Below are 24745 nucleotides of genomic sequence, written 5' to 3'. Positions count from 1 at the left end.
CGTTTGCTGTAACCAAATAACTCCTGTAGGTGGGCAACTTGTCCACCTTTTTTGGCTCTATGCAGTTTCACAACGATGGCGTGACGGGCACAAAATCAAACTCATAGCCCGATCGCGTGCCAGGTTTTACCGTCACTAACTGCATTGGCTGACTGCGATCGCCCGAAGACAAAAAGCGAACGGTTCCTGTTGCACCTAACAGCGAAAAGTTCGGAGCCGTGAGGGTCTGCTGAATGCCCTGTCGCGTTGGGTTCTGTTTCAAACCTGTGATCAGAACTTGCGCCGCATCGTAAGCCATCGCGGTTCGCCAGTTGACATCACCCCCCCAAAACTGTCTGGACTGTTGGGCAAACGCAGAATTCGGATCGGCAAGCAGAATCCACGGCACTGCGACAACCATTCCCTCTGCTGCCGCACCACCAACCTCCAGCGTTTTTGGATCATAAAGATCATCGCCTGCGAGCAAAGGCAACTTCCGCTGATTCACGGTGACGACCTGCAGTGCCAAATTTAAGACGCTGCTGCTCGATAGCAAGACCAAAACTTCTGCGCCCTGTCGCCTTGCCTGCTCGATCGCATTAGACGCACTAAAGCCAGGATTGTTCAGATCAAAGTCAGCGACCACCTGCCCGCCATCATTTGCCACCGCTGTCGTAAACTCTTCTTTTAATGAAAGGCTGTACTGACTGCTAGAGTCGAAAAAGATGGCTGCATTCCGACGTTGCAAATTGGTGAGCATATAGCGAGACAGCGTTGTTGCCGAAAACCGATCGCTGGGCACCGTCCGAAACACAAAGTCACCCAAATTCGAGAGCTGCACCGCTGTGCTGGTGGGCGAGATCATTACCAGTCCACCCTGCTGATACACTTCTCCTGCTGCCAGGGAAGCTCCGCTGCTAAAGTGACCGACAACCCCCAGAACTGAGCCATCCTCGATTAGCGATCGAGCCACCGCCGGAGCCAGGGCAGGACTACTATCATCGCTGGCAATTTTCACCTTGAGCGGAACCCCATTGATTCCCCCTGCCCGATTCACCTCTGCTTGCGACTGCGCTACACCCCGCAGAATTTCCTGAGCGGTACTGAGGGAAGTTGCCATTGGGACTGCAACGGCGATCGTATAGGATTTCTGCTGACCGATCTGGGCATTATTGAGGTAAATCAACGCTTCCGGGTCGTTACGGTTCACTTGCAGGCTCGTCGTCAAATCCTGAACTGCCTGTTCAAAATTCCCTGCACCGATCGCGGCAATTCCTGCCTGCTTTTCCGGCGAGGCGTTGCTGGGGTCGAGAAGCTGTGTTCCATCGCTAAAGCGATCGGGAGTTACTTCTGAAGAATTTCCCGACTGACCATCTGACGAAGCGACACCGGGAACTCCCGACTGAAAAAACCGATTAAACAGCAACCATCCCCCGCCCCCAAGCAGCAGAGCCGTCAGCAGCAAGGCAACAATCAGGGCAGGCGTTTCATTCTTCTGGGACATAGTGGCGACACAAAGCGGCGATGCAAATTTAATCTCAGATTAGCCACTTTTTAGCGGTTTAGAGTAATCTGGCAACCAGTTTGTAAACCAACCGAAACACGATCGCTACAAAAACTACCGTCAGGGCAGTCACTCCGGCAGCAATCAGAATGGTTTGCAGAGGGCTTCCTGTCGTTGCCAGCAGAGTGCGTAAAAACGGCGCACGCGGCAAAACATCGCGCAGAAACGGCAGAAAGAAAATGGCGGCAATCGACCCGCCCGCAATCAGCAATAAATCAATTCGCTCGATCCAGCGCAATGCCTGAGCTATCACCAATCCCGCCCCGATCGCCATCAAAATTAACCAGAAAGTCGGCGTAAAAGCAATCGTTCCTAGCAAGCTTGCCAGCGCGATCGTCACCAATCCCCCTTCAAATCCTGTAAAAGCCGCATTGTAAAGATATTCCAGCGTAGAAAAGGGTTTGCGAGTCGGTTTGGACTTGGGCGCAGGCTTGGGGGTGGGCGTTGGTGCAGGAGCCGGAGTAGAAACTGGGACTGGGCTTGCCGCAGGCGGCGTTTGAATTGCCGTGCCGATCGAACCTGATTTAGCAACTTGACCCGGAGCCGGGCGAACAGGCGCAGCCGTTGGAGTGACCGCAGGAACAGACCCAGGCGAACTCGAAGGGTGTAGGGCAGCCAACACTTCACTGGCAGATTGAAAGCGTTGGCTTGGAGTGGGCAGCAGCAGCCGATCGAGCACGGTCGCCAGCCGATCGCTCACCGTCACATACGATCGCCAGTTCCACTCGTCCCGGTAGGTATCGTAGAGATCCTGGGGCTGTTCTCTGGTTAGCAGCATTAGACAAGTGACAGCAAGGGCATACAAATCGGTTGCCGGATAAACCTGATTCCCCTTCATCTGTTCCGGCGGAGCAAAGCCCATTGAGTAGATACCCGTCGAGGAGGGCTGTGCCTGCCCTGGCGTTGCAGAGGTTGCCTGCTTGACTGCGCCAAAGTCTAACAGAAATAGAGTTCCGTCTTTGCGGCGCATCACGTTGGAAGGCTTAATATCGCGATGAATCGAGCCGCGATCGTGAACGAATTGCAGCACGGGCAGCAAGCTTTGAAGCAGTTCCAGAATTTTTGCTTCCGAAAAGCGTCCCTGCTGTTCGAGTTCTTGTTCCAAATTCTGCCCGTCGATAAACTCCTGAACCAGATAAAAAAACTGATCAGGATCATCGGGGAAGCGGCGCGTTACGGGTAGCGCAAAGAAAGCCAGCAAATCAGGAATCTGCGGATTAGTTCCCAGTTCTTCTAGCACCTGACCTTCTCGTTCAAACAGGTTTTGAGCAAGCTGAAGCTGCTGAGCAGTGAGGTGGTTTGAAGGTTGAAACTGCTTGACGACGCAAAACCGCATCGCCGGAGTATAGCGATCGCGTGCCAGATACGCTGTGCCAAAACCGCCCTGCCCCAGCACTTTCACAGGAAAGTAGCGACCTGCGAGTAAAAGCTCCAGACCGCAAGCCGTGCAGTATTTTTGAGGAATCGTTCTCAGCGTTGCCGGAGTATCGAGGTCGGCAAAGTGATTGAGCGGACGAGGACAACTTGGGCGGGTGCAGTACACTTCCATAAGTCCTCAATTCTGCGCCATAACTGCCTGAGAATCAACTGCTTGAATCAATCCTTTGCGTCAGCCTGCTGAGTGATCGAACTGGATCAATCATCGAGTTGAATCACTTTACCCAGCGTTGCCTCCAGTGCCAGCGCATTCACATTCAAATGGTCTGCCATAACTTTCTCCCTCGATTTTTCCAGGACTTGGAGCGGCGACTCGTAGGTCGAAAACTGCGGCAGAATTTCTTTGGTAAAGGCTTCAGCAGCTTTTGAGCGATAGCGGTTGGGATTGGTAATCACAGAGAGCGTTCGGTTCACCACCACTCCCTCGATCGCGGCACGATGCAGCACGCCAAGCTGAAGCTCTTTTTCGATCGCTGAAATTGACACAAACGCTGCCCCCAAACCCGATTGAACCGCATTCTTAATCGCTTCGATCGTGTTCAGCTCCATCTCGATCTTGAGCCGCCGAGTTTCAATGCCGCAGCGAGTCAACACCTGATCAATGACTTTCCGAATCGTAGACTGAGAATCAAGGGCGATAAATTGCAGCTTGTACAAATCATCTTTCTCGATCTTGTCTGCCTGCGCTAGCGAGTGGAACATTGGCAGAATCAGTGCCATCTCATCTTCAGCGTAGGGAATCACTTCGAGCGAGTCTTGCAGCTCGGGTGGAATTTCACCGCCGATAATTGCCAAATCGATCTGTCCATTTGCTACGCTCCAGGCAGTTCGCCGAGTCGAGTGAACGTGAAGCTGAACCGCAACATCGGGGTACTTTTGCCGAAATAGCCCCAGCATTCGCGGCAGCAGATAGGTTCCGGTGGTTTGACTCGCACCGACAATCAACGTTCCGCCCTGAAGGTTTTGCAGGTCTTCGATCGCCCGACAAGTTTCCTGACACAAACTCAAGATTCGATCGCCGTAGTTCAGGAGCAAATGCCCCGCTTCGGTAAGCTGTGCCCGTCGTCCCCCCCGGTCAAACAAAGGAACATCTAATTGCCGTTCCAGGTTTTGCACCTGAAGGCTAACGGCAGGCTGAGAAACGTACAGACTATCGGCTGCACGCTTAAAGCTACCCTCGGCGGCAATGGCTTTAAGAATGCGTAACTGATCCAAAGTGAAAGGAAGATCAGACATGGCTGCTAAATCTAAAGAGAAGAAAAGCCTGGAGACGAAGCAAGATCAAGGGGTCAAAACAAAAGGAAAGACAGCAATTCGATGACTCATCCAAAGTCTAAATGGAAACCGGACATCTGAGAAGCAGTTCTCGATCGCTAGAAACCGCAGGATAATTTGATCGATCGAAGAAATTAACGCCAATAGAACAAAACGAGGAGCCAACGTATTTGGATGAGCAAGATTGGGAATCATAGTATTGCAGAAGCAGCTTTAAGCTATCGTCCTCTTTAAATTAAGGAGGGCTGCTGAAAGCATCTCCTGAAGATACATCGCGATCGTCATGCCCCTATACTGGCATACTCAGGGGTAGCATCGATCAAATGAGCCCAAATGAGTCGAGATTGAAAAGACTGAGGAAGTCAGCGTTTGCAATTCTGCCTAAGGCAGTGAGCAAGGGGCTGTCCCTGTCATTTCTCAGTTAGTCGACTTCGTTCACGCTTTAGCAACGGTTTAGCAAAAGTTGATTTCAGGCTTTATGAGGCGGGAGGTTGTCCAAAACTTTCTCAATTTACCGGGGGTTGCTGGAGTTGCCCTGATGGATGGACGATCGCGTCCCTACTTTTGTGGCATAGATCAAAGGCTCAATTTTCAGCAAAAAGAAGCCCTGGTACGCGGGATCCAGCAGGTGGTTAATACGACTCCGCCCGGTTTCAAATTTTTTGAGTTCCAGTTTAGCGGGCAGCAAGTTTACCTTTACAAACTCGAGCACGGCATTATTCTGCTTGTTCTTACTACCCGTGGCCTTGTCTATTCCTCCTATGCAGAAGCCATTGAACAGCTCAAGCAGGAACTGCAACAAGACATTGTCAATTCGATCGCGACCTTCCGCTTATTAGCAGGCAGCACAACGCTCTCAAAGCAAGACTACTGGCAGCAAGCGAAGTTTGAAGCGGTTCCAACCGTACCCCCAGAGGTCTGGCTGTCTAGTTCTTCGTCGCTCGCTTCTCCCTTTACGGCTCCTCCTGCTCCTGCATCAGGATCCAGCTCCCAACCTGACCTCGGCATTACGGTTAGAGAAACGATCGCAGCCATGAATCAGCTGAGCCAATTTACGATTCAATACCTGGGTGGAACAGTTGTGACAAACTACTGGAAAGCAACTCGCCCCGATACTCCCTGGCTCCAGCAGTTTCAGGTCGAACGCTCTGCCCAAATCACTTTTTCTGCTTCTACGTTAGACAATGCAGTGCTAACGCCTGAACAGCAGCAGTGGATTCAGGATTGGGTCGAAGCGTTCATTCAGCGATGTGCAAAGGTGATGCGCGACTTTCCTAAAACAGTACGGCAGCAGGCACTCAATGCTCAACAACAGTTCCTCCTGCGAGATAAGCCAGCCTAAAAAGCAGCCGTTTTCCTTGTCTTTCATTCCTATGCTCTGGAGCAGTTTTAATCTATGGTGAAAATCGTTCGACTGGAACCGATCGCGCAGGAGACGGCGATCGAAACCAATGGCAATCTACTCTCGGTGCTGCTGAAGAAAGACTTAGATGTGCTGAAGGAGTGCGGCGGACGCGGAATGTGCGCGACTTGCCACATCTATGTAAAAGATGGGATGTCTGGACTGTCGCCCATTAATCGCCGAGAACAGCGCACGCTGGAAGTGATTACGTCCTGCAAAACGAATTCGCGTCTCGCCTGTCAGGCACGAGTCCTGGCAAATGGAGTTGTCGTCGAACTGCCCCCCGGAATGTACATTAACTCGATTCAAGATATCGAGGCTCTCATTGGGCGACGCGCAGAGCAAAACCTGCTGCATCCCGTGACAGGGCACATTCTGGTTGAGGCAGGAAAGCTGATTACTCGCTCAGTGCTTAAACAGATTGAAGCAACCACAAGCTTTAACTATACAGACTTCTTTACCCACAGCAGCAACAGCTAACTCAAAATCCTCAAACCTAAAATGCTGGATTTGCAGATCATTGATGCACATTCTTAAGGGTAAGACTTTGGGGTGAAACTGCTCTGCATTAACATTCCCCTGTCTGAGTCCTCGCCTTCAACCGTCACCTAGCAGCAGGTTCTCCTTTTGTTATCTGAATTCTCAAAGTGGGCAAACTGAGAAACAGGTTCCTTTCGTAGGAGGTATAGATCAGGAGGTATAGATGCTGAGTCAACTCAATTGCTTGAGTCGAGACGTGGAAGGTCGCTATGCAACCGATGCTGAACTTTTGTTTATTGCAGAGTACGTTAAGTCCTATCTACGACGCCTGCAAACCTATCAAAAACTACAAGAGATAGAAGTTACGATCGTTCAGCAAACCCATGCAAAAATGCAATTGATCGACCCAAAACTTTTCTATTACGGCGCAGAAGATGTTACAAGCAAATGGAAACAAGACACTCTAAGAACGCTACGCTATAGCGCAGTCGCAATGCTGTTTAATGACCTGGAGACGCTGCAAGAGCAATTTTCATCCTGGCCTCAGATTATGCGTGCTTTTGGGGCACAGCAAAGCTGTCGCGTCACTTATCAGTTAATGCAAGAGGTCTTTAAGCGGCAGCTTTCCGCTCAACAAGCCGATCGACTTTGCCCGATTCTCGAACTCGCTCGCCAATCCTTAGGGTCAGTAAATTAAACCGCAAATCGCCTCGCGCTCATGGCTCTTGAGCGATCGCTTAGACAGCAGAGCAAAAGCTAGTTTCTTTCTGTTTAACCTTTAACCTGCTTAACCTTTAAAGAGGTCACTCCTCACAAACTTAATTTTCAAATTTGCGTTCAGTAAAATCTTGCTTTCTACGGTTAGAAACTGTGAAAAGAGCTCGTAAAGCTCCGTAACAAACCCGGATGGGTAAGGCTATTTTTTCAAGTTCTTTAGTGAAGCTGGGCTTTCTGCCATTCGCTCCTCAATCCGCAGCTTTTTATCAAATCAAACAATTTTTACAGCCCTCAGCAGACATCGAAATACCCTGCTTAATCCAAGACCGTTAAACCCAAACAATTATGATTACCGCAAAAACCGCAGCAACCTTAACAGAATCATCGAATCCTGCCCGGCAGAAACATCCCAAAAAGCATAACCACTACGGCTTTCGTGACTTTTTTCACTTCGACCCTGATAAAGGGACGATCGTCGATTGGAATGGTAGCCACAATATCTTAACGACTGAAGATTTTATTATTGGCTTGGTCGAGGGGCTAGAAGAAGAAGTGGGCGATGCCTCTGCCGTTACCATGTACACGATCGGCTGTGAGTGGGGTCAGAAAGACGCTTTCTTCTTTGAGAAATGGTTTGAAAAGGAGTTCGATTGTGGAATGCGTCAAACGAATCTGCTGTTTCTGCTAGAAACCTGGTGGTGGCCCTTTGTATCGCAGGGGTGGGGACGCTGGGAAGTGGATATGGGCGATCGAAAGCAGGGCTTTATGTTTATTAACATTTTCGATTCAGCCGTTGCTCGAACGCTTGGCGATGTGGGGAAGCCTGTCTGTCATCTTTACGCAGGTCTCTTTGCCGGATTTTTCACGGAGTTAGTTAGAAAACAGCTAAGCTGCATCGAAATTCAGTGCTACTCAATGGGCGAAACCTACTGCAAATTCTTGCTCGGCGGACAGGAGCGAATTGATGCAGCGACATTTTGGTTAAACGAGGGCGCAACCGCAAAAGATATTGAGAAACGGCTAAAAGCCGGGGAGGTGCTGCGATGACCAATGCACTCTTTTCCTTGCCCAACGGTTCAGCCCATTCAAATCATTCCTGGATGCAGCAGTCTGTCCAGCAGTTCTTCAGCCACTTCAACTGGGACAATCAACCCCCGGAGCTGCATAAATTTCAGATATCTTCTGGGTCGGATGATGATCCTGCTGCCAGTTTAATGCTGACGGTCAGCCAGTTCTTTAGCACCATCAACTGGGAAGGCAGCCTGCTTCATTTACAAGGAGAACCGCATTGCACCACAACCCTGGAAGACTCCCTTTTTCCTGCCTCTGTTGAGTCGTTTACGCTTGATGATTTTTCTGATTTGTTTTGATCTGAATCTAAATCTGATCCGAAATCTAATTTGATCTGGATCTAAACTCTGTTTGCAGCCGTTCCTTTTGCCCTTCATCCTCTGCTTATGAATTCTTTTCTTGAATCCATTTTTGATAACGCAGAAAACCGCTTCCTTAAGCCAGAAGAACTGAAGCTCCTGAACCAGTATGTTGGTTCTCTACCCGATCGCCTTCAAATTTACCGAATGCTGCGCGATCGTGAAATCGACATTATGCAGTGGGTTGCGGATCAGCTTCAGGCGGCCATGCCCCAAGAAAAAACTGAGCTTTTAGAACGCAGTATTAAAAATGCAGTGCTGATGCTGCGCTACTGCGCGATGGGAATGCTGATGAACGACGATCGGATTGTGTGTGATCGATATGTTACCTGGTTCAGTGAAATGAGCCACATTTACAACACTGAAGCGATTGACGCGACCCTTTATCACTACCTGAATCTAAGGCTAACTCAAACCTTAGACAGCAAGGCAATGAATCTGCTCAGGCCAATGCTGCTGCTGGCTCAAGCTCAACAGCCTGAAACCGCTTTGCTCAGCGGTGGTCTGCTCGGCTAATTCTTTTTGCCCTTAATTCGCCAATTGCTTCTCTCTCCCCCTCCCCTAACTTCATCCCTATGATTTCTGTTGCAGATTTAATCAGCAATGCTCCCGTTCCAGGTAACTATTTCGCGCCAGATGTGTATGTCCGTAGTGAATTAGAACTGGGGCTGCTCCAAAACCGTCAGGGCGATCGGCTACTTGCTCTACCTGAAACTCTGCTGCAAGCCATCTATTCTGGACTCGAAAAAGAAACTGGACAGGCAGCTCGTCTCGTCCTGTTTAACTGCGGTCGCTGGTGGGGCAAAAGCTTTTACACCCGTTTCTGGGAGCAGCTCAGTCACTACTACGAAACTTCAGCAGCGAATCTGCCAATGGCTGAATTTCTGCGCTGTCTGCAGCAGTGCTGGATTACCCATGGCTGGGGCAGGCTTGAACTCGACCAGACTTATCAAAGTCGCGGCTTCTTGATCATTAAAATTTGGAACTCTCCCTTTGTTCGTCTTGCACCTCAGTGGGAGTATCCGGTTTGTTTTTTAGAGGCGGGCGTTTTATCAAGCTTTTTCAGTCAATTGTCGGGCAGGGAGCTACACTGTATCCAAACAAGCTGTGAATCTCTAGGCGCGGACTGTAATCGCTTTGTTCTAGGTTTGTCAAAGCGGATTGAGCCAGCCGAAACAATGGTGACTAACTTCGACCACGATACAATTATGCAGCAGCTTTGCCAGTAGAGCTTTGGGGTGAGATGTTTTGCTGAGGGTGAGCGCACGTGGCAAAACCTCTAGAAAGTGAACCAAAACGTTCAAAATATCGTCTTCTCGGTCTGGTTGGGCAAGGACAGTTTGGGCGTGTGTTTTGTGGCGCCCATCGGCAGACCGGGCAGCTTGCTGCGCTAAAAGACCTCGATCGCCATCGCTTTCCCACAGCTAAATTTTTACGGGAACTCCGCTTTCTACTTAGCCTCCAGCACCCTAACATTGTGATGTTTCAGGCAGTTGAGCATACCGCGACCGGACGCTACCTGGTCATGGACTACTGCGAAGGCGGCACACTCAGAAGCTTGATTGCAGAAGAGGGCGGACTCAGCTTTTCCCAGAGCCTAAAGCTGGTGATCGATATTCTGGCAGGGCTGGAACACGCTCATGCTCGGCAGATTGTTCACTGCGACATCAAACCGGAAAATATCCTGCTCAACGTAACCTCGATCGGCTGGACAGCCCGCATTTCTGATTTTGGCATTGCCCGTCTCAATCAAGAATTAGACGATCATCGCCTGAGCAATACCAATAGCGGTTCGCCTGCTTACATGGCTCCAGAACGGTTTTATGGTCAGTTTTCTCCTATTTCTGACCTGTATGCAGTTGGAGTGTTGCTGTACGAACTGCTGGTGGGTCATCGCCCTTTTTCGGGAACTCCTGCTGAGTTAATGACCGCCCACCTGAATCATCCGGTCACTTTTCCAGCGTCTTTTCCCGAAGTTTGGAAGCCAATTCTTGTCACTGCGCTGCAAAAGCTTTCGGCGCGGCGATTTCGATCGGCACAGGAAATGCGAGAAGCCATTCTCTCGATCGCTCGTGCCGCTGATTTGCTCGATTCAACAGCAGTCCTGCCTTTGCTTAAACCAGTAACGTTGCCTTGTTCTACAGCGTTTCATGCTCAATCTCAAGAAACGTTGCGCTCCCCTGTCACTGCGCTCTGCGCGACGGCAAATCAGCTCCAGACCTATGTGTTTCGAGGTAGCAATCAACAAGCCGCTTTTCAAGCCTATCAGGGAGCAGACCCGTTGCCGACGACCTACATTCCTTGCTCAAAGCTTTGGCAGCTTGCGCGACTACCCTCTCCAATTATCCAGTTAGCTTGTCGTCCTCAAGGCTGCTTTGTAGTTGCAGAAAAGGCTCTTTACCTCATCTGCCCAGAGGTGCAGGCAGCTACCTTAATCCCTCAGCAAATCAGAAGCCTGCTGCCGTTTAGCCAGGTGGTGCTCGAAGCAAAAGGACGCTGGCTTGCAGTGCTTGCCCCCAACTCACACGGCGAACCCTATCTCTGCTTTGAGCGTTTGTCTCAGGTGGCAACCCAAATGCAGATCGTCTCTGACCCAATGCCGATTTCCCTGCCTGGGCGATCGACGCGTTCCAGTCGCATCTTTGCACTCGATGCCCATCACGTTGCAATCTTGACCGATATTGACAGCGACGGCGACCAAGGCGGATTGACCGTCAAATCCTCACAGAAAGCTGAGGAGCTGAGCCACGGTACAGAAGTCCAAATTTTCTGCCGGAGAGGGCTTCGCATTGGAGCATTAATGCTGCCCCTCCGCCTGGGAGCTACCCTGGTGACTTCCAAGCCTTATCGTTTGCTAGCGGTCGATCGGGACAACCCTGGTCTTGTGGCACTGCTTGACCTCAAGCCCTACCGCATCCTGAGAATTAGCGTTGATATTACCCCCATTTTTCTGGCAACGGCTCCCTGGGGGTATCTGCTGTCAGATCAGGAAGGAAAAATCGTTTTGCTTGACGTAGAAGGGCAAAAAGTGGGCTGTCTCATCGCGCCCGAACCGATTACAGCAATAACTGCCCTGGAGCAGCACCAAGTGGCGATCGCTACCTGGAACGGCTCACAGGGCAGCCTCTATACCGTGAATCTCAAAGACGTTGACGTTGACCTGATTTTCTAGTTTGAGCTTAAAAAGTAGCTTGAAATCAGAATCGCTCTAAACCGAGGCGGAATAAGAGCGATGGGGCAGAACTTCGGATAGTGCAACTTGCAGCATTGCTGAGGCTTCACGAAAATCGCTGCGATTGTGGAAGCGATCGATTCGGCAAAGAACCTGCTGTTTATTGAAGAGCAGCACCGTCGGTAAAGTTTTGAGTTTATAGGTGTTTGATAACTTAAGATTGTCGTCTGCGTTGATACTGACTAGTTTGATTTGCCCGTCCCAATCTTTCTGGAGTTCAAGCAGTAGCGGATCAATCATCCGACAGACTCCGCACCAGGGTGCCCAAAAGTTTACCAGCACAGGCGTAGCCGAACCCAAGACTTCCTGATCGAATGTCAACTGATTTACCGTTAGCATCATGTTGCCCATTTTCTAATTGTTCGTTCCATGAGCCTTTGGGATCATGCTACCAGCCTACGTTACTCGTTGCGCGAATCAAAATAGGGTGAATCCACCAAAAGATCAGTACGAATAGGGTCACTCCGATGTAGGCAGGACGCAGCATTTCTTTCAGATGAAATGTTTGCCGCCCCTGCAAGATTGCCAGGAACGGAATCACGGAAGTTCTTGCTCTTACCACATCAAATGCTTCTCCATAGCGAACTTTGAGCCGTCGATCGCCGTGCCACACAGCAAACAGGTGATGCAGAATCAGCCCCAGCGAAGTCACAATCATAAAGCTGGTTCCGACCCATAGCGTATGGGCAATACACCAAATTACCTGCCCCACCATCTGCGGGTGACGGGTAATCCGAATAATGCCCGTTTCGTAAAGATGTACTTGAGGCTTTTGAATTGCAGCCACTTCCAGCAAATTAAAGGTTGCCGGATAAAGAAACAAAAACGAAATAGCAGACAGTATCCAGACGATCGCCTCAACGGTTCCATTGCCCTGAACATTCCACAGGCGCACCCCGTCATAGCGATGACTAATAAAATACACAATCAGAACCACGGCATAGGGCAAACTTACCAAGGCAAACATAACCCGATAGAGCCGTGCCCCAATCAGCTTTTCGCCTTTAGGGCGCAGTGCCGCCAGCCCGCTATGCACGATCGCAAAACCCAGCAGCAGCCCGAACATGATTCCGTGGCTTGCAGTCAGCCATCCTTCACCCATAACCTGTATCCACCCAGTAATAAAGAAGCAATAAAAGAATTCGTTAAAAAATATTGCAGCCCTAGATCAGGACTTTAGACCGAGAGGGTGCTTGCTGTAAATGGGAAAACCTGACGATCGATCGCGACTTTTCCGCCGGATTTTCCTTGGCGGGAAAGTTGCACTTTAGGGCTTTCTGATAGTAAGATTGTAGACTGTGTCAAATCAGCTAAACCAGTAGGCGAGCCATGCCCAAACTTAAGACTCGTAAAGCCGCCGCCAAGCGGTTCCAGCGTAGCGGTAGCGGTAAGTTAATGCGCCGCAAGGCTTTTAAAAATCACCTGCTCCAGCACAAGTCCGCCGAGCGCAAGCGTCGAATCACCGGATTAGCGGTCGTGAACGAGCGGGATGCTGAAAACGTTGAACTGATGCTGCCTTATTCGTAAATTGAAGTCCAGGAGAAGTAAAGTTATATGACACGGGTTAAGCGCGGCAATGTCGCTCGCAAACGCCGCAAAAAGATTCTCAAATTAGCGAAGGGCTTCCGGGGGTCTCACTCTCGGCTGTTCCGCACGGCCAATCAGGTCGTGATGAAGGCACTGCGAAATGCCTATCGCGATCGTCGCCGCCGTAAGCGCGATTTTCGTCGTCTGTGGATCGTTCGCATTAACGCCGCCGCACGGCAGCATGGCATCAGCTACAGCAAATTGATGGGCGGACTGAAGAAAGCAGAGGTGCAAATTAACCGCAAGATGCTGGCACAAATGGCAGTGCTTGACCCGGCTGGGTTTGGCAAAGTAGTTGAGGTAGTCACCCAGGCTTAACGTCTGCTGTTCTTTGACGCTTGCCCTAATACAGCTTAACTGTCGGTTATGAAACCGAGTTCAAATTTGCCTGAGCAAGTGATTGCTGAGGCGAATTGTTTTAAGTAGACAAAAATTGTTTACCTCAACTTCTATTTACCTTAACTAGTTCGCTGCATGAAGCTTCTGCGGAAGAGATTCGATCGCCTCAATCGTTTTCTGTCTATGAGTTTGCTATTGGGTGGATGGGCGATCGGGTTTGTCTGTGGATTTGTGGAACCGGGAGCCGCAGCGACGTTGGCTGAAATTCGGCAGCGCGGCTATTTGGTAGTGGCAGTCAAAGACAATTTGCGTCCCCTGGGGTTTATTAGCAATGGCGGACAAGTTCAGGGGTTTGAAATTGACCTGGCACGCTGGCTGGCTCAGGCTTTGCTAGGGGATGCGAATGCAGTACAGTTTTTGCCCGTTGCGAACCGCGATCGAATCAGTAGCCTGCTCGAAGATCAAGCGGATTTAGTCATCGCCCGACTCAGCGTTACGGATGCCCGCGCTCGATTGGTGGATTTTAGCTTGCCTTACTTTATTGACGGCACCGGTTTTGTGACGCGAAGTGAGGCAGTTCAATCACTGCGGGATTTGAGCGGACAGCAAATTGCAGTGCTAAATGGGTCAGATACGATATCAACGGTTCGATCGCTCATCCCCAACGTGCAGCTACGGGGCATCAATTCATACCAGGAAGCAAAGGCAGTGTTGCAGACAGATGAGGTAGCCGCATTTGCAGCAGACGCGACGGTGCTAGCAGGCTGGGTGCAAGAATTCCCAGACGATCGCCTGTTGCCAAATCTGATTTCTGCTGATGCGCTTGCCGTTGGAATGCCAAGAGGACAGCAGTTTGCCGCTTTGCGGCAGCAGGTGAATACAGCGATCGAGCAGTGGCAAGAGTCTGGAACGTTGCAGCAGCGAGTGTTGTTTTGGGGTTTACCCGAAGACGGTATTCCTGAGGTGAGACAAACATCTGAATTCTGACCGTTTTACAGCCAATATCGTAGTTTGCGATACTAAGACACGCTCCCAATTCCCTTAACGTAGCGATACCGGAGAACAGGAAGCGATCGATCTTCTATTTCGGGATTCTCTACGTTGAGATATTATGCGGCTGGAACAGTTGCAAGCATTTTTGGCAGTGGCGGAAGCGGGTAGTTTTCAGCAGGCAACCCGTCGCTGTCAAGTGACGCAGTCCACGATTAGTCGGCAAATTCAGGCATTAGAAGCAGAGCTGGGGCTACCCCTGTTTCATCGCGCCTCTCAGGCAAAGCTGACGATCGCCGGAGAACGTTTTTTGCCGCGTGCTCGTAAAATCTGTCAGGAATGGCAGAACGCAACGACGGAGTTGGCGGATTTGGTAGCAGGCAAGCAGCCGGAACTTTGTGTAGCGTCGATACACTCGGTTTCTGCGTACTTCCTGCCGCCTGTGCTTCAGCAGTTCTGTCAGGATTATCCAGAGGTGCAGCTTCGCGTCACTTCGTTGGGCAGCGATCGTGCCCTAAAGGTGCTGAAAGATGGCTTGGTGGATCTGGCGATCGTGATGAACAACCGCTTTCTCACCTCTAGCGCAGAAATTGTGGTGGACTCTCTGTTTCAGGAGCCGATCGCGGTTCTGATCTCGTCTAGTCACCCCCTCACGCAGTACGATCGAATTCCGTGGGCCGAATTGTCTTGCTATCCGCAGGTGGTGTTTAAGGACGGATACGGAATGCAGCGATTGGTGCAAGAGCAGTTTCAGCGATCGGGGCTTTCGTTGCAGCCAGCGATCGAACTAAATACGCTGGATGGTTTTCGCGGTATGGTGCGACAGGGAAATCTGGTTGCCCTGCTGCCTCAGTCCGCGCTATCGGAGATGAAGAGTGATCCGACGCTGGCAATTCGCCCAACCGACGAGCCGATCATTAGCCGCGAAGTAGTGCTGGTCACCACCCAGGATCGTCTGGAAATCCCTCCGATTCAGCGATTTCGCGAACTGGTACATCAGCTTGTGGCAGTGCCGCGCCTGCTGCTGCCATCGACTCCGAATGACCTGCTTGGCTCCCGATGGCCTCTTTAACCTCCTGACCTGAATCTCCTGACCTGCTAACCCGATCGCAAACAACCCGACCGCCCATGAGTGAAGCATTTCGTAATCTGCTCCGTAAAGTGGGCAGTGGACCGCACACGAGCGAGGATTTGACCCGGACTGAGGCAGCCGCTGCCACACGTATGATGTTGACTCAAGAAGCTACCCCCGCTCAGATTGGCGCATTTATGATTGCCCACCGCATCAAGCGTCCAACCGGGGAAGAACTGGCGGGAATGCTGGATGCCTATGACGAACTAGGACCGAAACTAACGCCGATCGCCGCGACCGTTCCAACCTTGGTAATGAGCATTCCGTATGACGGACGATCGCGTACTTCGCCGGTCAGTCCACTGGTTGCGCTGATGCTGGCAACGGTAGGCTGTCCGGTCGTGATGCACGGCGGCAGACGCATGCCTACCAAAGAGGGGATTCCGCTGATTGAGATTTGGCAGGGGTTGGGAATTGATTGGTCTACCCTTTCGCTGATGCAAGTCCAGCAGGTATTTGAGCAGACGCGGGTGGGATTTGTTTATCTACCAACCCATTTTCCCCTGGCAGAAGGACTCGTGCCCTATCGGGAAGAAATCGGCAAGCGTCCGCCTTTTGCCACGCTGGAGCTATTCTGGTGTCCCTATCAGGGAGAGTCGAGGCTGGTGTCTGGCTTTGTGCATCCTCCAACCGAAGAAATGGCGCGATCGGCGTTTGCCCTACGCGGAACTGATCGCTTTATGACCATGAAAGGACTAGAAGGAAGCTGTGACCTGCCCCGTGAGCGCACCTGCATTATCGGCATTCACACACCGGAAAGCGGGACAGAACTCAATCGGCTCCTGCTGCACCCGCGAGACTATGGTTTTGATGCCGCCGAAGTGCCTCTGAAAGACGAAGCGCAGTACATCGACCAACTGAAAACAGTGCTGCACGGCGAACCCAGCGAGCTGCTGAAATCAACGGTTTGGAACGGCGGCTTTTATCTCTGGCAGTCTGGATTGTGTCCTGATCTGGCGATCGGACTGGAGGAAGCAAGACGGCTGCTGTTGAGCGGCAAAGTGCTGCAATTTCTTCAGGAGTTGCGTGAAAGTTTGGAGCGGGTCTGAGAACGATACACTAGTATCTTGCATTTCACAGACAATCGACGTTCACGCATCATGATTCAGCCTTTTGTTCCGATCGCCCTGACGATCGCAGGTTCCGATAGCGGTGGCGGAGCCGGGATTCAGGCAGACCTCCGCACGTTTGCCTTTCATCGAGTGCATGGAACCAGTGCCCTCACTTGCATTACTGCCCAAAACACGATCGGCGTTACGCGAGTCGATGCTCTACCGCCAGAAGCAATCGCGGCACAGATTGAGGCAGTTGTTCAAGACATTGGCGTGCAGGCAGTAAAAACCGGAATGTTGCTGAATCAGGCAATTATTGCCACGGTTGCCGATCGCGCCGTTGAGCTAGCGCTGCCCAATCTGGTAATCGATCCGGTGATGGTGTCACGCACCGGGGCGCAGTTGATCGATGACGCAGCAGTTTCAACCCTGCGCGATCGACTCGTTCCCTTAGCCACAATCCTCACGCCCAATCGCTACGAGGCACAAATGCTGAGCGGTTTAGAAATTGATTCGCTCAACACCATGCAGGCGGCGGCTGAAAAAATCCGATCGCTGGGTGCAAAAGCGGTGCTGGTAAAAGGCGGCGGAATGCAGGGAGAACTGCGCGGCGTTGATGTTTGGTTTGATGGCGATCGGATGGAAGTCCTCCGCACAGAAACGGTAAACACAAACGATACTCACGGTACGGGCTGTACTTTGGCAGCAGCGATCGCGGCAAATTTGGCGCAGGGAAAGGATGCTCTTACTGCGACCCGGGCGGCAAAAACCTACGTCACCCATGCGCTTCACTACTCACTGCGAATCGGACAGGGACAGGGACCCGTAGGACACTTCTTCCCCCTGCTAGAGGTAAACCGTTAAGGTATCGCTATGATGCAAGATAGGCAGCATTCAAGCGAAGGAGTGGCGAAAGAATGCCCAAATTTGCAAATACGCTGGCATGGCAGCAGGCAGAACTGCTGATGCAGCCTGTTTTTATCCGTATTATCGACAATATTCGCAAGCAGCTTGACGAGTCTAGCTGGAAAGGCACTTATGAAGATGTGCAGGTCTGGTCAGCCGATGTGTCTGAAGCAATCAAGGCACAGGTTGTTGAGCTTCAGCAGCAACTTGCCACCGCAAGCCCCGAAGAAGCAGAAGAAATTCACGCCGTTCTCGATCGCCTTCCGAAGCCTCATCCCGGCTATCTGCTCTGTTTAGAGAAAAACGGTCAGCGCATCACGATCGACCTGTGGGAGCTATGCTATCAAATCTGCTTTCGCAACTACAGTCCAGTACTCAATGCGCTCGATCGCGATCTAAAGGTTGAAGTGGATACGACTCTGATTGACGAAACAGGGGACGTAGACTGGCAGCAGCTAGACGAAAAAGCAAAGCGAATTGTCGGTCAAATTTTCGGCAGTCTTCCCGGTGCGGTTACCCCAACCGAGCAGGAAGTTTGAGGGTTTGCACTAATCCCCAGCAGGAACATAGAGAATTTTCCATGCACCGTTCACTTGCCCTAAAATAAGACGTTCGCCAAGCGGTCGATAAGCATAGCGGTTAAACACAAAGCCCTTCTGTCCATCGGGCAGAATTGCAGGAGTCCAGCCGTCGATCGGGTGCAGCAGTTTTGCTTCGCGCTGTTCTGGCGGAAAATCTTCCCAGGCTTGCTGATCGAACTGCACGACCTCATTGCTCAGCACTCCGACGATCGCGCTATTTACCACGGGCTGGGCACGAACATTGACCCGATTTCCCACGACAATCACCCGACTGATTTCATAGCCAACTCCCGGTTCGGTTCCAGGATTGGGATACTGCTGATTAAAAGCCGCTGTTACGTTCGAGCAAATCCAGACTTCAGAATTGGCATCGACAGTTGGATAATCCGATCGCCTGGCTGCCGCGCATCCCCGACTAATCGATTTTTCTAAAACTCCCCAAAATCGCGAACTCGGATTCTCTAGCTCTAGCTGCTCAGCCGATCGGGGTGTCCCAAAGCCGATCGAAAGACCCTCAGCCGGAATCAATCCTTTCACAAACGCTACATTCCGATCGCGAACTGCCTGTCGAAACTGCGATCGAAACTGGTCAAACGCACTGCCAGGAGGAACTTCATCGCGCAAGACGATCGGCTGGCGGGGAGCAACTGAGGTCGAAGCCGTCAGACTATCCGGGGCGACGGGTTGATATGGGCTGACAGGTTGGCTAGAAGGTAACTGACTCGCTGAATTCTGGCTTAGCTGGCTTTGCCATGAAGAGGTAGAACGGTTGCTTTGCCTATTCAGGGCAGGGGGATCGATTGGCAACCTGAGGCGATCGTGATTCACCAGAGCAAGCGTGCCACCTATGATCGAGGAACTGAGCACAATAAACCAGACAAATAGATGCTGCGGCTTCATAGAGACTACTCTAGCAATTTGATTAAGTCTGAAAAGAGTGACTACAAAAGCGACGCGACAGTTTCAGCACAGCAGCTCAGTATGATGAGAAGTAAGGATGAACAAGGCACAGGCGAAAGACACCCATGACTCAGCTTCACGACCTCCAGCAAGCCGCAGGCGCAACCTTTACTACTCTTGCCGGGGTAGAAATTCCTGCTCGCTTTGGCAACGATGCCCAGGCATTTCAGGCGGCTCAGTCTGGTGTGGCACTTTACGATCGATCTCACTGGGGCAAAATTAGGGTGACAGGAGACGATCGGCTGCGGTTTCTCCATAACCAAACGACCAACAATTTTCAGACGCTTAATCCGGGGCAGGGTTGCGACACGGTATTTGTCACTTCAACAGCCCGGACAATCGACTTGGTCAGTGCCTATGCTATGGAAGATAGCGTGCTGCTGCTGGCTTCTCCCGGCTACAGCGAGAAACTGATTGCCTGGATGGATCGCTATATCTTTTTTGCGGACAAAGTAGAGCTAAAAGATTTGACCGCAACTCAAAGCGTTTTCAGCCTAATTGGTTCCGAGAGCAGCCAGGTTTTAGAAAAATTGGGCGCAGGGGCAATCGTCGATCAGCCGTTGGGCAATCATGTTCAAGCTGCGATCGGTGGGCAACCGGTAAGAATAGCAGTCGGTAGCGGACTCGCCCTAGCCGGATATACGCTGATTGCAGAGGTAGATCAGGCAGCAAATCTGTGGCAAACCCTGGCAGAAGCAGGAGCAGTTCCCATGGGTGAACAAGTCTGGCAGCAGCTCAGAATCCTTCAGGGGCGACCTGTTCCCGGTCAGGAACTCACCGACGACTATAACCCCCTCGAAGCCGGACTCTGGCAAACGATTTCCCTCAGCAAGGGCTGTTACATCGGACAGGAGACGATCGCCCGCCTTCACACCTATAAAGGCGTAAAACAGCAGCTCTGGGGCATCCAGCTCGATCGATCGGCTGAAATTGATACCCCAATTACTGTTGATGCTGAAAAAATTGGCAAGCTAACAAGCTGCACCCCAACCGAGAACGGTTTTTTTGGACTCGCCTACATTCGTACCAAGGCAATCGCTCCCGATTTAGTGGTACAGGTTGGTGAGGCAAAAGGACAACTGGCTTCGCTGCCGTTTATCAGCCATGAATATCTGTAAAGCCCTAACCTGAGTTTCAAAGTCCTCCATTGATGGGGAATTTAGAGGGCAATGCAGCATTTCTACGACTCCTCAAACCATCCCTTGCACAAGCCGTCCCCAGCTCGATTACCCCGTAGGAGGAATTGCTTAGCATCGCCTCATTTGCATCAGTGCAGCCTGGACAGGAGCAGGAAGTCGGCGCATGATTTTGCCCTTCTCTCGATCGATCGCTACCAGCGTCACCTGGGCAGTGATATACAGCTCTTGGGCATCCGGTGACTCAATACGGTAGTCCCAAAAAATTCGCACCCCCTGAGCCTGCACCATCCTGGCTTTTACAATTCCCTGCATTCCCAGCCGCATCGAGCGATGGTAGCGGATCGAAAGCTCTACTACGGGCAATTCACAGCCAAGGGTAACCCAATCTGCATAGTCAATCCCAATCGACCGCAGAGCCTCAACCCGCGCCTCCTCTAACCAGACAACATAAGAACCGTGCCAGACAATGCCGCCATGATCAGTATGATGAGGGTGAACGCGAATGGGATAGTCAAACCATTGGGGATTAGTTTGAGAATCGATCGATTGAATGGCTTGAGCGGAAGAAGGATCAATCTGTGGCATCGTTAAACCAGGCAAGGCTAAGGAGTATCATCCTGTTTTTATAATATTTTTTGCATCGGTTTAAACGTAAAACTTAGAAACAAAATAAGCTTTTCCTAATATCTCAAGCCGTCTTTGTTGCCTGATCGATTTGCTAAATACTTCTGTTATCAGCGCTTTTCAGCACCACCCGTTAAGTGCGATCGGCTCAAATTAAAGTTATCAAAACGATAAAAACTATTGACTTCGAGTAAAAAGCAGTGTAAGAACAAATCTCTCTAATTAAGAAACAATCGCCCTAATTGATTGACCTGATTTAACTAATTGAAACGATTATTTTTCTGTCCATTCCTTTACCTACAAGCTGTCCTAGACTGAGTCATAGAGCAATTCATGATTGACCGAGAACTCATCAGCAGCCTCGGGTTAAGGTTAAGGAGCAATTATGATAGAAAAAATTTTGCTGGCAAACTCTGGCATGGGACATACCGAAGAGATGCTCAAAGCTCTCATGGAAGTTCCCATGATCCAGCATGCCAAGGTTACTGTTTTACACGTCGTTTCACCCCAAGTCACCGCTGAGGGAATGACTCAAAAATGGGAAGAAGGCGGCAAAATTCTGGCAAACGCCATCCAAACCCTGAATCTCGACCCTGCACAGGTCAATGCAGTGCTACGCGAAGGCGATCCAAAAGATATTGTCTGTCGCGTTGCCGAAGAGATTGACACGGATCTCATTATTATGGGTTCGCGTGGTCTAAAGCGGATTCAGTCAATTCTAGAAAACTCAGTCAGCCAATACGTTTTTCAGCTTGCATCTCGTCCCATGCTGCTCGTGAAGGACGAGCTTTTTGTTAAGAAAATTAGTCGAGTCATGGTTGCTCTGGATAAGTCAGATGCTTCAAAAGACTCTCTAAAGCTAGCGATCTCCCTTGTGCGAGACATCAAGAACGGTCAACTCATTCTGGTTCACGCCAATTCTGACCTGAAACTCAAGCCTGGCGAAATTGCTGCAAATCCTAACGAAGACCCGGTGCTGATTCCAGCAATCACAGAAGCTAAAAAACAAGGAATTAATTACAAGTGTGTTGCGCCGGAAGGCAAGCCTGGCGAACGGATTTGTCAGGTGGCTGAAGAATTAAATGTCGATCTGTTGATTCTCGGTTCGCCCGATCGCCGTCCTTCAATCGCCAAAGGTCTCCCGGATCTCGATCGCCTGCTGGGACAATCGCTGTCAGACTATGTGCGCGTGTACGCCAACTGCCCGGTGCTGCTGGTGCGATCGGGAAGCTAACGGCAACAGTTCAGCCTTTTGGAAGTAGGGAATGCCTGAACTCACACCGCTTTTGCATCCCTGATTCACCTCAACCAATCAACTTAAAAAGTGCCAGAAGATAAGCTCCCTGGCACTTTCGATTATGCTTGAGTCACGACTGCTCAAGCGACAAACAATTCGTAGTCCCAATTCGTAGTCCGATAAACGACTCTACAAACTGATTAATCTTACGGGTTGTTCTGCCGACTCGCGGTTTGAATATACAGAATAATCAGAAATACCGCAGGCACCAGGACAAACAAAATCGTTGCAACAAAACCTAAATCATTAACTTGCATGAAACCCAGCCTCTAGATCATTTTGTTAACAATCCATGGTCTAAGGATACACCTCAACCTGACCAAAACAGAATGATCAGGACGACTTAGCGGGTTTTGTCACAATGCTGGCACTGCCGTGAACGAGCGTTTGGCAAGCAAGGCGGCAATTTGTCGATCGCTTCTTCAGCTTTTGCTCCTCAGTTGGCGTGCGGGGCGACAGGTTTTCCATCCCTTCCACAACTTCAACAACGCAGGTTCCACACTGACCGTAGCCGCCGCAGCTCATCATCTTGCCCATAAAGGTGTACAGGTCGATCCCGTTTTCCAATGCCTTAAAGCGGAGATTAGCTCCGTCTGCTACGATAACTTCCTTGTTTTCTTTAACAAACTTAATAGTTCCACCGAACGAAACTTTTGCCGGAGTTTGCGCTGCATCAGGGGCTTCTGAGGGCGTTAATTGTTCTTCTGCGCCAGTTTGAGTCATGCTTGCATTCGCCTCTCGCACTAGTTACACTTCTTTATACACTTTCATTTTTACAAGCGGATTGCCAAACTGTCCAAATTGTTTTTTTCAAGGAAAACAATCCAGTCTCCAAACTCCTTAAGTCTGATTAGACAAGAGGTTGAGCAACAGTTGTCAATCGTGCGATCGGGTGCTCCGATAATCTGGTAGGCTAACCAGTATTAGACACCTTAATAAAAGGCTGAAGGAAGCGTTGAAATTTATAGTAGGAGGAGCGTAGTCGATGGGACTACCCTGGTATCGCGTACACACAGTCGTCCTGAATGACCCAGGACGGTTGATTGCTGTACACCTGATGCACACCGCGCTGGTGGCAGGCTGGGCTGGCTCGATGGCACTCTACGAGCTAGCAATTTTTGATCCGAGCGATCCGGTACTCAACCCCATGTGGCGGCAAGGGATGTTCGTGATGCCCTTTATGGCGCGTCTCGGCGTCACTAGCTCTTGGGGCGGCTGGGGCATTACGGGCGAAACGGGCGTTGACCCCGGATTCTGGTCGTTTGAAGGCGTAGCCGCTGCTCACATTATTCTCTCTGGTTTGCTATTCCTGGCTGCCTGCTGGCACTGGGTCTACTGGGATTTAGAACTTTTTAGAGATCCGCGTACGGGTGAGCCTGCACTAGACTTGCCCAAAATGTTTGGAATTCATTTGTTCCTTTCTGGTTTGCTCTGTTTTGGATTCGGGGCATTCCACCTTACGGGTCTATTTGGGCCGGGCATGTGGGTGTCCGACGCCTACGGATTAACCGGAAGCGTGCAGCCTGTTGCTCCCGCCTGGGGTCCAGAAGGCTTTGATCCATTTAATCCGGGTGGTATTGTGGCACACCACATCGCTGCCGGAGTCGTTGGTATCATCGCAGGTCTTTTCCACCTGGCGGTACGTCCACCGGAGCGGCTCTATCGCGCTCTGCGGATGGGAAATATCGAAACCGTACTGTCTAGCAGTATCGCAGCCGTCTTCTTTGCAGCCTTCGTGGTCGCAGGAACGATGTGGTACGGCAGCGCAGCAACCCCGATCGAACTCTATGGACCGACTCGCTATCAGTGGGATAGTGCCTACTTCCAGCAAGAAATCGATCGCCGCGTTCAGGCAAACGTTGCTGATGGCGCAAGCCCCGAAGAAGCCTGGTCTGACATTCCTGAGAAGCTCGCGTTCTACGACTACATTGGCAACAACCCCGCGAAAGGTGGTTTGTTCCGTACTGGTCCGATGGACAAGGGTGATGGAATCGCTGAAGGCTGGCTCGGTCACGCTGTCTTTAGAGATGGCGAAGGTCGTGAGCTGAGCGTTCGCCGGATGCCTAACTTCTTTGAAACTTTCCCGGTTATCCTGACAGATAAAGATGGCGTTGTCCGGGCAGACATCCCCTTCCGTCGTGCAGAGTCTAAGTACAGCTTTGAGCAAGTTGGCGTAACCGCTAGCTTCTACGGCGGTGAACTGAATGGACAAACTTTCTCTGATCCGGCAGTGGTGAAGCGATTTGCTCGTAAAGCACAGCTCGGCGAAGGGTTCAAGTTTGACCAGGAGACCCTGAACTCAGACGGTGTGTTCCGCACCAGTCCTCGCGGTTGGTTTACCTATGGGCACGCCGTGTTCGCGCTGCTGTTCTTCTTTGGACACATTTGGCACGGCTCTCGGACACTATTCCGCGACGTATTTGCAGGTATTGACCCGGATCTAGCAGAAGAGCAAGTCGAGTGGGGCTTTTACCAAAAGCTGGGCGACAAATCGTCCCGTCGCACCACACCCATCTAGTCGAAGTCTAAGTAGCTGGAGCGCGGCAGGTTTGGTATTGATTCATCCTTGTCGCCTCTAGCTTTCCTCGATACAGTACGGTCGAATCGGACGGCTAAATCAAT

Annotated in this window: 27 protein-coding genes; 18 read left to right on the top strand and 9 right to left on the bottom strand. The window is 50.9% G+C overall.

Annotated features, from left to right (window positions below):
• Positions 1–67: 67 nt before the first annotated feature.
• From NDA02_RS19030 to NDA02_RS19020, 3 genes are all read right to left on the bottom strand, one after another.
• A complete protein-coding gene (locus NDA02_RS19030; protein WP_190789803.1) occupies positions 68–1483 on the bottom strand; it encodes an ABC transporter substrate-binding protein in 1416 nt (471 codons plus the stop codon).
• Positions 1484–1541: 58 nt separating this feature from the next.
• Positions 1542–3092, bottom strand: a complete 1551-nt coding sequence (locus NDA02_RS19025; RefSeq protein ID WP_190789804.1) for a serine/threonine-protein kinase — start codon at positions 3090–3092, stop codon at positions 1542–1544.
• 86 nt (positions 3093–3178) lie between these two features.
• Positions 3179–4216 (bottom strand): LysR family transcriptional regulator, encoded by a 1038-nt coding sequence (locus tag NDA02_RS19020; protein WP_190789805.1) that lies wholly within the window; start codon positions 4214–4216, stop codon positions 3179–3181.
• Positions 4217–4733: 517 nt separating this feature from the next.
• Between NDA02_RS19020 and NDA02_RS19015 the strand changes: the two genes are divergently transcribed.
• The 8 genes from NDA02_RS19015 (at position 4734) to NDA02_RS18980 (ending at position 11456) form a co-directional block, all read left to right on the top strand.
• Positions 4734–5597, top strand: a complete 864-nt coding sequence (locus tag NDA02_RS19015) for a hypothetical protein (protein WP_190789806.1) — start codon at positions 4734–4736, stop codon at positions 5595–5597.
• 54 nt (positions 5598–5651) lie between these two features.
• Positions 5652–6137, top strand: a complete 486-nt coding sequence (locus NDA02_RS19010; RefSeq protein ID WP_190789807.1) for a 2Fe-2S iron-sulfur cluster-binding protein — start codon at positions 5652–5654, stop codon at positions 6135–6137.
• A gap of 223 nt (positions 6138–6360) precedes the next feature.
• Positions 6361–6834 carry a phycobilisome protein gene (locus NDA02_RS19005; protein ID WP_348246766.1) on the top strand — a complete coding sequence of 158 codons (474 nt, stop codon included), beginning with the start codon at positions 6361–6363 and terminating at the stop codon, positions 6832–6834.
• A 365-nt stretch (positions 6835–7199) separates the two neighbouring features.
• Positions 7200–7901, top strand: coding sequence for a V4R domain-containing protein (locus tag NDA02_RS19000; RefSeq protein WP_190793835.1), 702 nt, complete (start codon positions 7200–7202; stop codon positions 7899–7901).
• Complete coding sequence (locus NDA02_RS18995) at positions 7898–8224, top strand: hypothetical protein (protein ID WP_190793836.1); 327 nt, start codon at positions 7898–7900, stop codon at positions 8222–8224. The genes NDA02_RS19000 and NDA02_RS18995 overlap by 4 nt, the downstream gene beginning before the upstream one ends.
• Positions 8225–8311: 87 nt before the next feature.
• Positions 8312–8800, top strand: a complete 489-nt coding sequence (locus NDA02_RS18990) for a hypothetical protein (protein ID WP_190793837.1) — start codon at positions 8312–8314, stop codon at positions 8798–8800.
• A 59-nt stretch (positions 8801–8859) separates the two neighbouring features.
• Positions 8860–9513 (top strand): V4R domain-containing protein, encoded by a 654-nt coding sequence (locus tag NDA02_RS18985; protein ID WP_190793838.1) that lies wholly within the window; start codon positions 8860–8862, stop codon positions 9511–9513.
• A 38-nt stretch (positions 9514–9551) separates the two neighbouring features.
• Positions 9552–11456 carry a protein kinase gene (locus NDA02_RS18980; protein WP_190793839.1) on the top strand — a complete coding sequence of 635 codons (1905 nt, stop codon included), beginning with the start codon at positions 9552–9554 and terminating at the stop codon, positions 11454–11456.
• 36 nt (positions 11457–11492) lie between these two features.
• Here the strand turns inward: NDA02_RS18980 and NDA02_RS18975 are convergent, their stop codons facing one another.
• On the bottom strand, positions 11493–11858 hold the full coding sequence (locus NDA02_RS18975; protein WP_190793853.1) for a thioredoxin family protein: 366 nt from the start codon (positions 11856–11858) through the stop codon (positions 11493–11495).
• Between the two features lie 46 nt (positions 11859–11904).
• Positions 11905–12618 (bottom strand): NnrU family protein, encoded by a 714-nt coding sequence (locus NDA02_RS18970; RefSeq protein ID WP_190793840.1) that lies wholly within the window; start codon positions 12616–12618, stop codon positions 11905–11907.
• Between the two features lie 227 nt (positions 12619–12845).
• On the opposite strand from NDA02_RS18970, the gene rpmI reads away from it, so the two are divergent.
• The 7 genes from rpmI (at position 12846) to NDA02_RS18935 (ending at position 18061) form a co-directional block, all read left to right on the top strand.
• Complete coding sequence (gene rpmI / locus NDA02_RS18965) at positions 12846–13043, top strand: 50S ribosomal protein L35 (protein WP_190793841.1); 198 nt, start codon at positions 12846–12848, stop codon at positions 13041–13043.
• 27 nt (positions 13044–13070) lie between these two features.
• Positions 13071–13421 carry a 50S ribosomal protein L20 gene (gene rplT, locus NDA02_RS18960; protein WP_190793842.1) on the top strand — a complete coding sequence of 117 codons (351 nt, stop codon included), beginning with the start codon at positions 13071–13073 and terminating at the stop codon, positions 13419–13421.
• Between the two features lie 156 nt (positions 13422–13577).
• Positions 13578–14429 carry a transporter substrate-binding domain-containing protein gene (locus tag NDA02_RS18955; protein ID WP_199296765.1) on the top strand — a complete coding sequence of 284 codons (852 nt, stop codon included), beginning with the start codon at positions 13578–13580 and terminating at the stop codon, positions 14427–14429.
• A 124-nt stretch (positions 14430–14553) separates the two neighbouring features.
• On the top strand, positions 14554–15504 hold the full coding sequence (locus NDA02_RS18950; RefSeq protein ID WP_190793843.1) for a LysR family transcriptional regulator: 951 nt from the start codon (positions 14554–14556) through the stop codon (positions 15502–15504).
• 56 nt (positions 15505–15560) lie between these two features.
• On the top strand, positions 15561–16613 hold the full coding sequence (locus NDA02_RS18945) for an anthranilate phosphoribosyltransferase family protein (protein WP_348255640.1): 1053 nt from the start codon (positions 15561–15563) through the stop codon (positions 16611–16613).
• A 51-nt stretch (positions 16614–16664) separates the two neighbouring features.
• Positions 16665–17480, top strand: a complete 816-nt coding sequence (thiD, locus tag NDA02_RS18940) for a bifunctional hydroxymethylpyrimidine kinase/phosphomethylpyrimidine kinase (protein WP_190793845.1) — start codon at positions 16665–16667, stop codon at positions 17478–17480.
• 53 nt (positions 17481–17533) lie between these two features.
• Positions 17534–18061: a hypothetical protein gene (locus tag NDA02_RS18935; RefSeq protein ID WP_190793846.1), complete on the top strand. Its 528-nt coding sequence runs from the start codon at positions 17534–17536 to the stop codon at positions 18059–18061.
• Positions 18062–18070: 9 nt separating this feature from the next.
• Here the strand turns inward: NDA02_RS18935 and NDA02_RS18930 are convergent, their stop codons facing one another.
• Positions 18071–19003, bottom strand: a complete 933-nt coding sequence (locus NDA02_RS18930; RefSeq protein WP_190793847.1) for an SH3 domain-containing protein — start codon at positions 19001–19003, stop codon at positions 18071–18073.
• A 125-nt stretch (positions 19004–19128) separates the two neighbouring features.
• On the opposite strand from NDA02_RS18930, the gene NDA02_RS18925 reads away from it, so the two are divergent.
• Positions 19129–20181, top strand: a complete 1053-nt coding sequence (locus tag NDA02_RS18925; RefSeq protein ID WP_190793848.1) for a folate-binding protein YgfZ — start codon at positions 19129–19131, stop codon at positions 20179–20181.
• Positions 20182–20310: 129 nt separating this feature from the next.
• On the opposite strand, the gene NDA02_RS18920 is transcribed toward NDA02_RS18925, so the two are convergent.
• Positions 20311–20787 (bottom strand): thioesterase family protein, encoded by a 477-nt coding sequence (locus tag NDA02_RS18920; RefSeq protein WP_190793849.1) that lies wholly within the window; start codon positions 20785–20787, stop codon positions 20311–20313.
• Positions 20788–21211: 424 nt separating this feature from the next.
• Here NDA02_RS18920 and NDA02_RS18915 point away from each other — a divergent pair, with 424 nt between their 5' ends.
• Positions 21212–22060 (top strand): universal stress protein, encoded by an 849-nt coding sequence (locus NDA02_RS18915; protein ID WP_190793850.1) that lies wholly within the window; start codon positions 21212–21214, stop codon positions 22058–22060.
• Between the two features lie 209 nt (positions 22061–22269).
• Here NDA02_RS18915 and psbM read toward each other — a convergent pair whose 3' ends face one another.
• Both psbM and NDA02_RS18905 read right to left on the bottom strand, forming a co-directional pair.
• Positions 22270–22380 (bottom strand): photosystem II reaction center protein PsbM, encoded by a 111-nt coding sequence (gene psbM / locus NDA02_RS18910; protein ID WP_190793851.1) that lies wholly within the window; start codon positions 22378–22380, stop codon positions 22270–22272.
• A gap of 76 nt (positions 22381–22456) precedes the next feature.
• A complete protein-coding gene (locus NDA02_RS18905) occupies positions 22457–22756 on the bottom strand; it encodes a 2Fe-2S iron-sulfur cluster-binding protein (protein WP_347277914.1) in 300 nt (99 codons plus the stop codon).
• A 352-nt stretch (positions 22757–23108) separates the two neighbouring features.
• Between NDA02_RS18905 and psbB the strand changes: the two genes are divergently transcribed.
• The gene (psbB, locus tag NDA02_RS18900) at positions 23109–24641 is read left to right on the top strand and encodes a photosystem II chlorophyll-binding protein CP47 (RefSeq protein WP_348246761.1); all 1533 of its coding nucleotides are present in this window, start codon (positions 23109–23111) and stop codon (positions 24639–24641) included.
• The last annotated feature ends 104 nt before the right edge of the window (positions 24642–24745 follow it).

The sequence above is a fragment of the Leptolyngbya sp. ST-U4 genome, from assembly GCF_039962215.1.
Classification (GTDB): domain Bacteria; phylum Cyanobacteriota; class Cyanobacteriia; order Elainellales; family Elainellaceae; genus Leptolyngbya_A.
The sequence above is the reverse complement of the archived record's forward strand: the minus strand, read 5'-3'. Positions and strand labels throughout refer to the sequence as shown.

Coding starts and splice junctions, on each gene's coding strand:
- NDA02_RS18975 (WP_190793853.1), bottom strand. CDS start 11,858: ATGATGCTAACGGTAAATCAGTTGACATTCGATCAGGAAGTCTTGGGT.
- thiD (WP_190793845.1), top strand. CDS start 16,665: ATGATTCAGCCTTTTGTTCCGATCGCCCTGACGATCGCAGGTTCCGAT.
- NDA02_RS19000 (WP_190793835.1), top strand. CDS start 7,200: ATGATTACCGCAAAAACCGCAGCAACCTTAACAGAATCATCGAATCCT.
- NDA02_RS18930 (WP_190793847.1), bottom strand. CDS start 19,003: ATGAAGCCGCAGCATCTATTTGTCTGGTTTATTGTGCTCAGTTCCTCG.
- NDA02_RS19005 (WP_348246766.1), top strand. CDS start 6,361: ATGCTGAGTCAACTCAATTGCTTGAGTCGAGACGTGGAAGGTCGCTAT.
- NDA02_RS19030 (WP_190789803.1), bottom strand. CDS start 1,483: ATGTCCCAGAAGAATGAAACGCCTGCCCTGATTGTTGCCTTGCTGCTG.
- psbM (WP_190793851.1), bottom strand. CDS start 22,380: ATGCAAGTTAATGATTTAGGTTTTGTTGCAACGATTTTGTTTGTCCTG.
- rpmI (WP_190793841.1), top strand. CDS start 12,846: ATGCCCAAACTTAAGACTCGTAAAGCCGCCGCCAAGCGGTTCCAGCGT.
- NDA02_RS18945 (WP_348255640.1), top strand. CDS start 15,561: ATGAGTGAAGCATTTCGTAATCTGCTCCGTAAAGTGGGCAGTGGACCG.
- NDA02_RS18955 (WP_199296765.1), top strand. CDS start 13,578: ATGAAGCTTCTGCGGAAGAGATTCGATCGCCTCAATCGTTTTCTGTCT.
- NDA02_RS18920 (WP_190793849.1), bottom strand. CDS start 20,787: ATGCCACAGATTGATCCTTCTTCCGCTCAAGCCATTCAATCGATCGAT.
- psbB (WP_348246761.1), top strand. CDS start 23,109: ATGGGACTACCCTGGTATCGCGTACACACAGTCGTCCTGAATGACCCA.
- NDA02_RS18915 (WP_190793850.1), top strand. CDS start 21,212: ATGATAGAAAAAATTTTGCTGGCAAACTCTGGCATGGGACATACCGAA.
- NDA02_RS18935 (WP_190793846.1), top strand. CDS start 17,534: ATGCCCAAATTTGCAAATACGCTGGCATGGCAGCAGGCAGAACTGCTG.
- NDA02_RS19010 (WP_190789807.1), top strand. CDS start 5,652: ATGGTGAAAATCGTTCGACTGGAACCGATCGCGCAGGAGACGGCGATC.
- NDA02_RS19025 (WP_190789804.1), bottom strand. CDS start 3,092: ATGGAAGTGTACTGCACCCGCCCAAGTTGTCCTCGTCCGCTCAATCAC.
- NDA02_RS18995 (WP_190793836.1), top strand. CDS start 7,898: ATGACCAATGCACTCTTTTCCTTGCCCAACGGTTCAGCCCATTCAAAT.
- NDA02_RS18950 (WP_190793843.1), top strand. CDS start 14,554: ATGCGGCTGGAACAGTTGCAAGCATTTTTGGCAGTGGCGGAAGCGGGT.
- NDA02_RS19020 (WP_190789805.1), bottom strand. CDS start 4,216: ATGTCTGATCTTCCTTTCACTTTGGATCAGTTACGCATTCTTAAAGCC.
- NDA02_RS18925 (WP_190793848.1), top strand. CDS start 19,129: ATGACTCAGCTTCACGACCTCCAGCAAGCCGCAGGCGCAACCTTTACT.
- rplT (WP_190793842.1), top strand. CDS start 13,071: ATGACACGGGTTAAGCGCGGCAATGTCGCTCGCAAACGCCGCAAAAAG.
- NDA02_RS18970 (WP_190793840.1), bottom strand. CDS start 12,618: ATGGGTGAAGGATGGCTGACTGCAAGCCACGGAATCATGTTCGGGCTG.
- NDA02_RS18990 (WP_190793837.1), top strand. CDS start 8,312: ATGAATTCTTTTCTTGAATCCATTTTTGATAACGCAGAAAACCGCTTC.
- NDA02_RS18985 (WP_190793838.1), top strand. CDS start 8,860: ATGATTTCTGTTGCAGATTTAATCAGCAATGCTCCCGTTCCAGGTAAC.
- NDA02_RS19015 (WP_190789806.1), top strand. CDS start 4,734: ATGAGGCGGGAGGTTGTCCAAAACTTTCTCAATTTACCGGGGGTTGCT.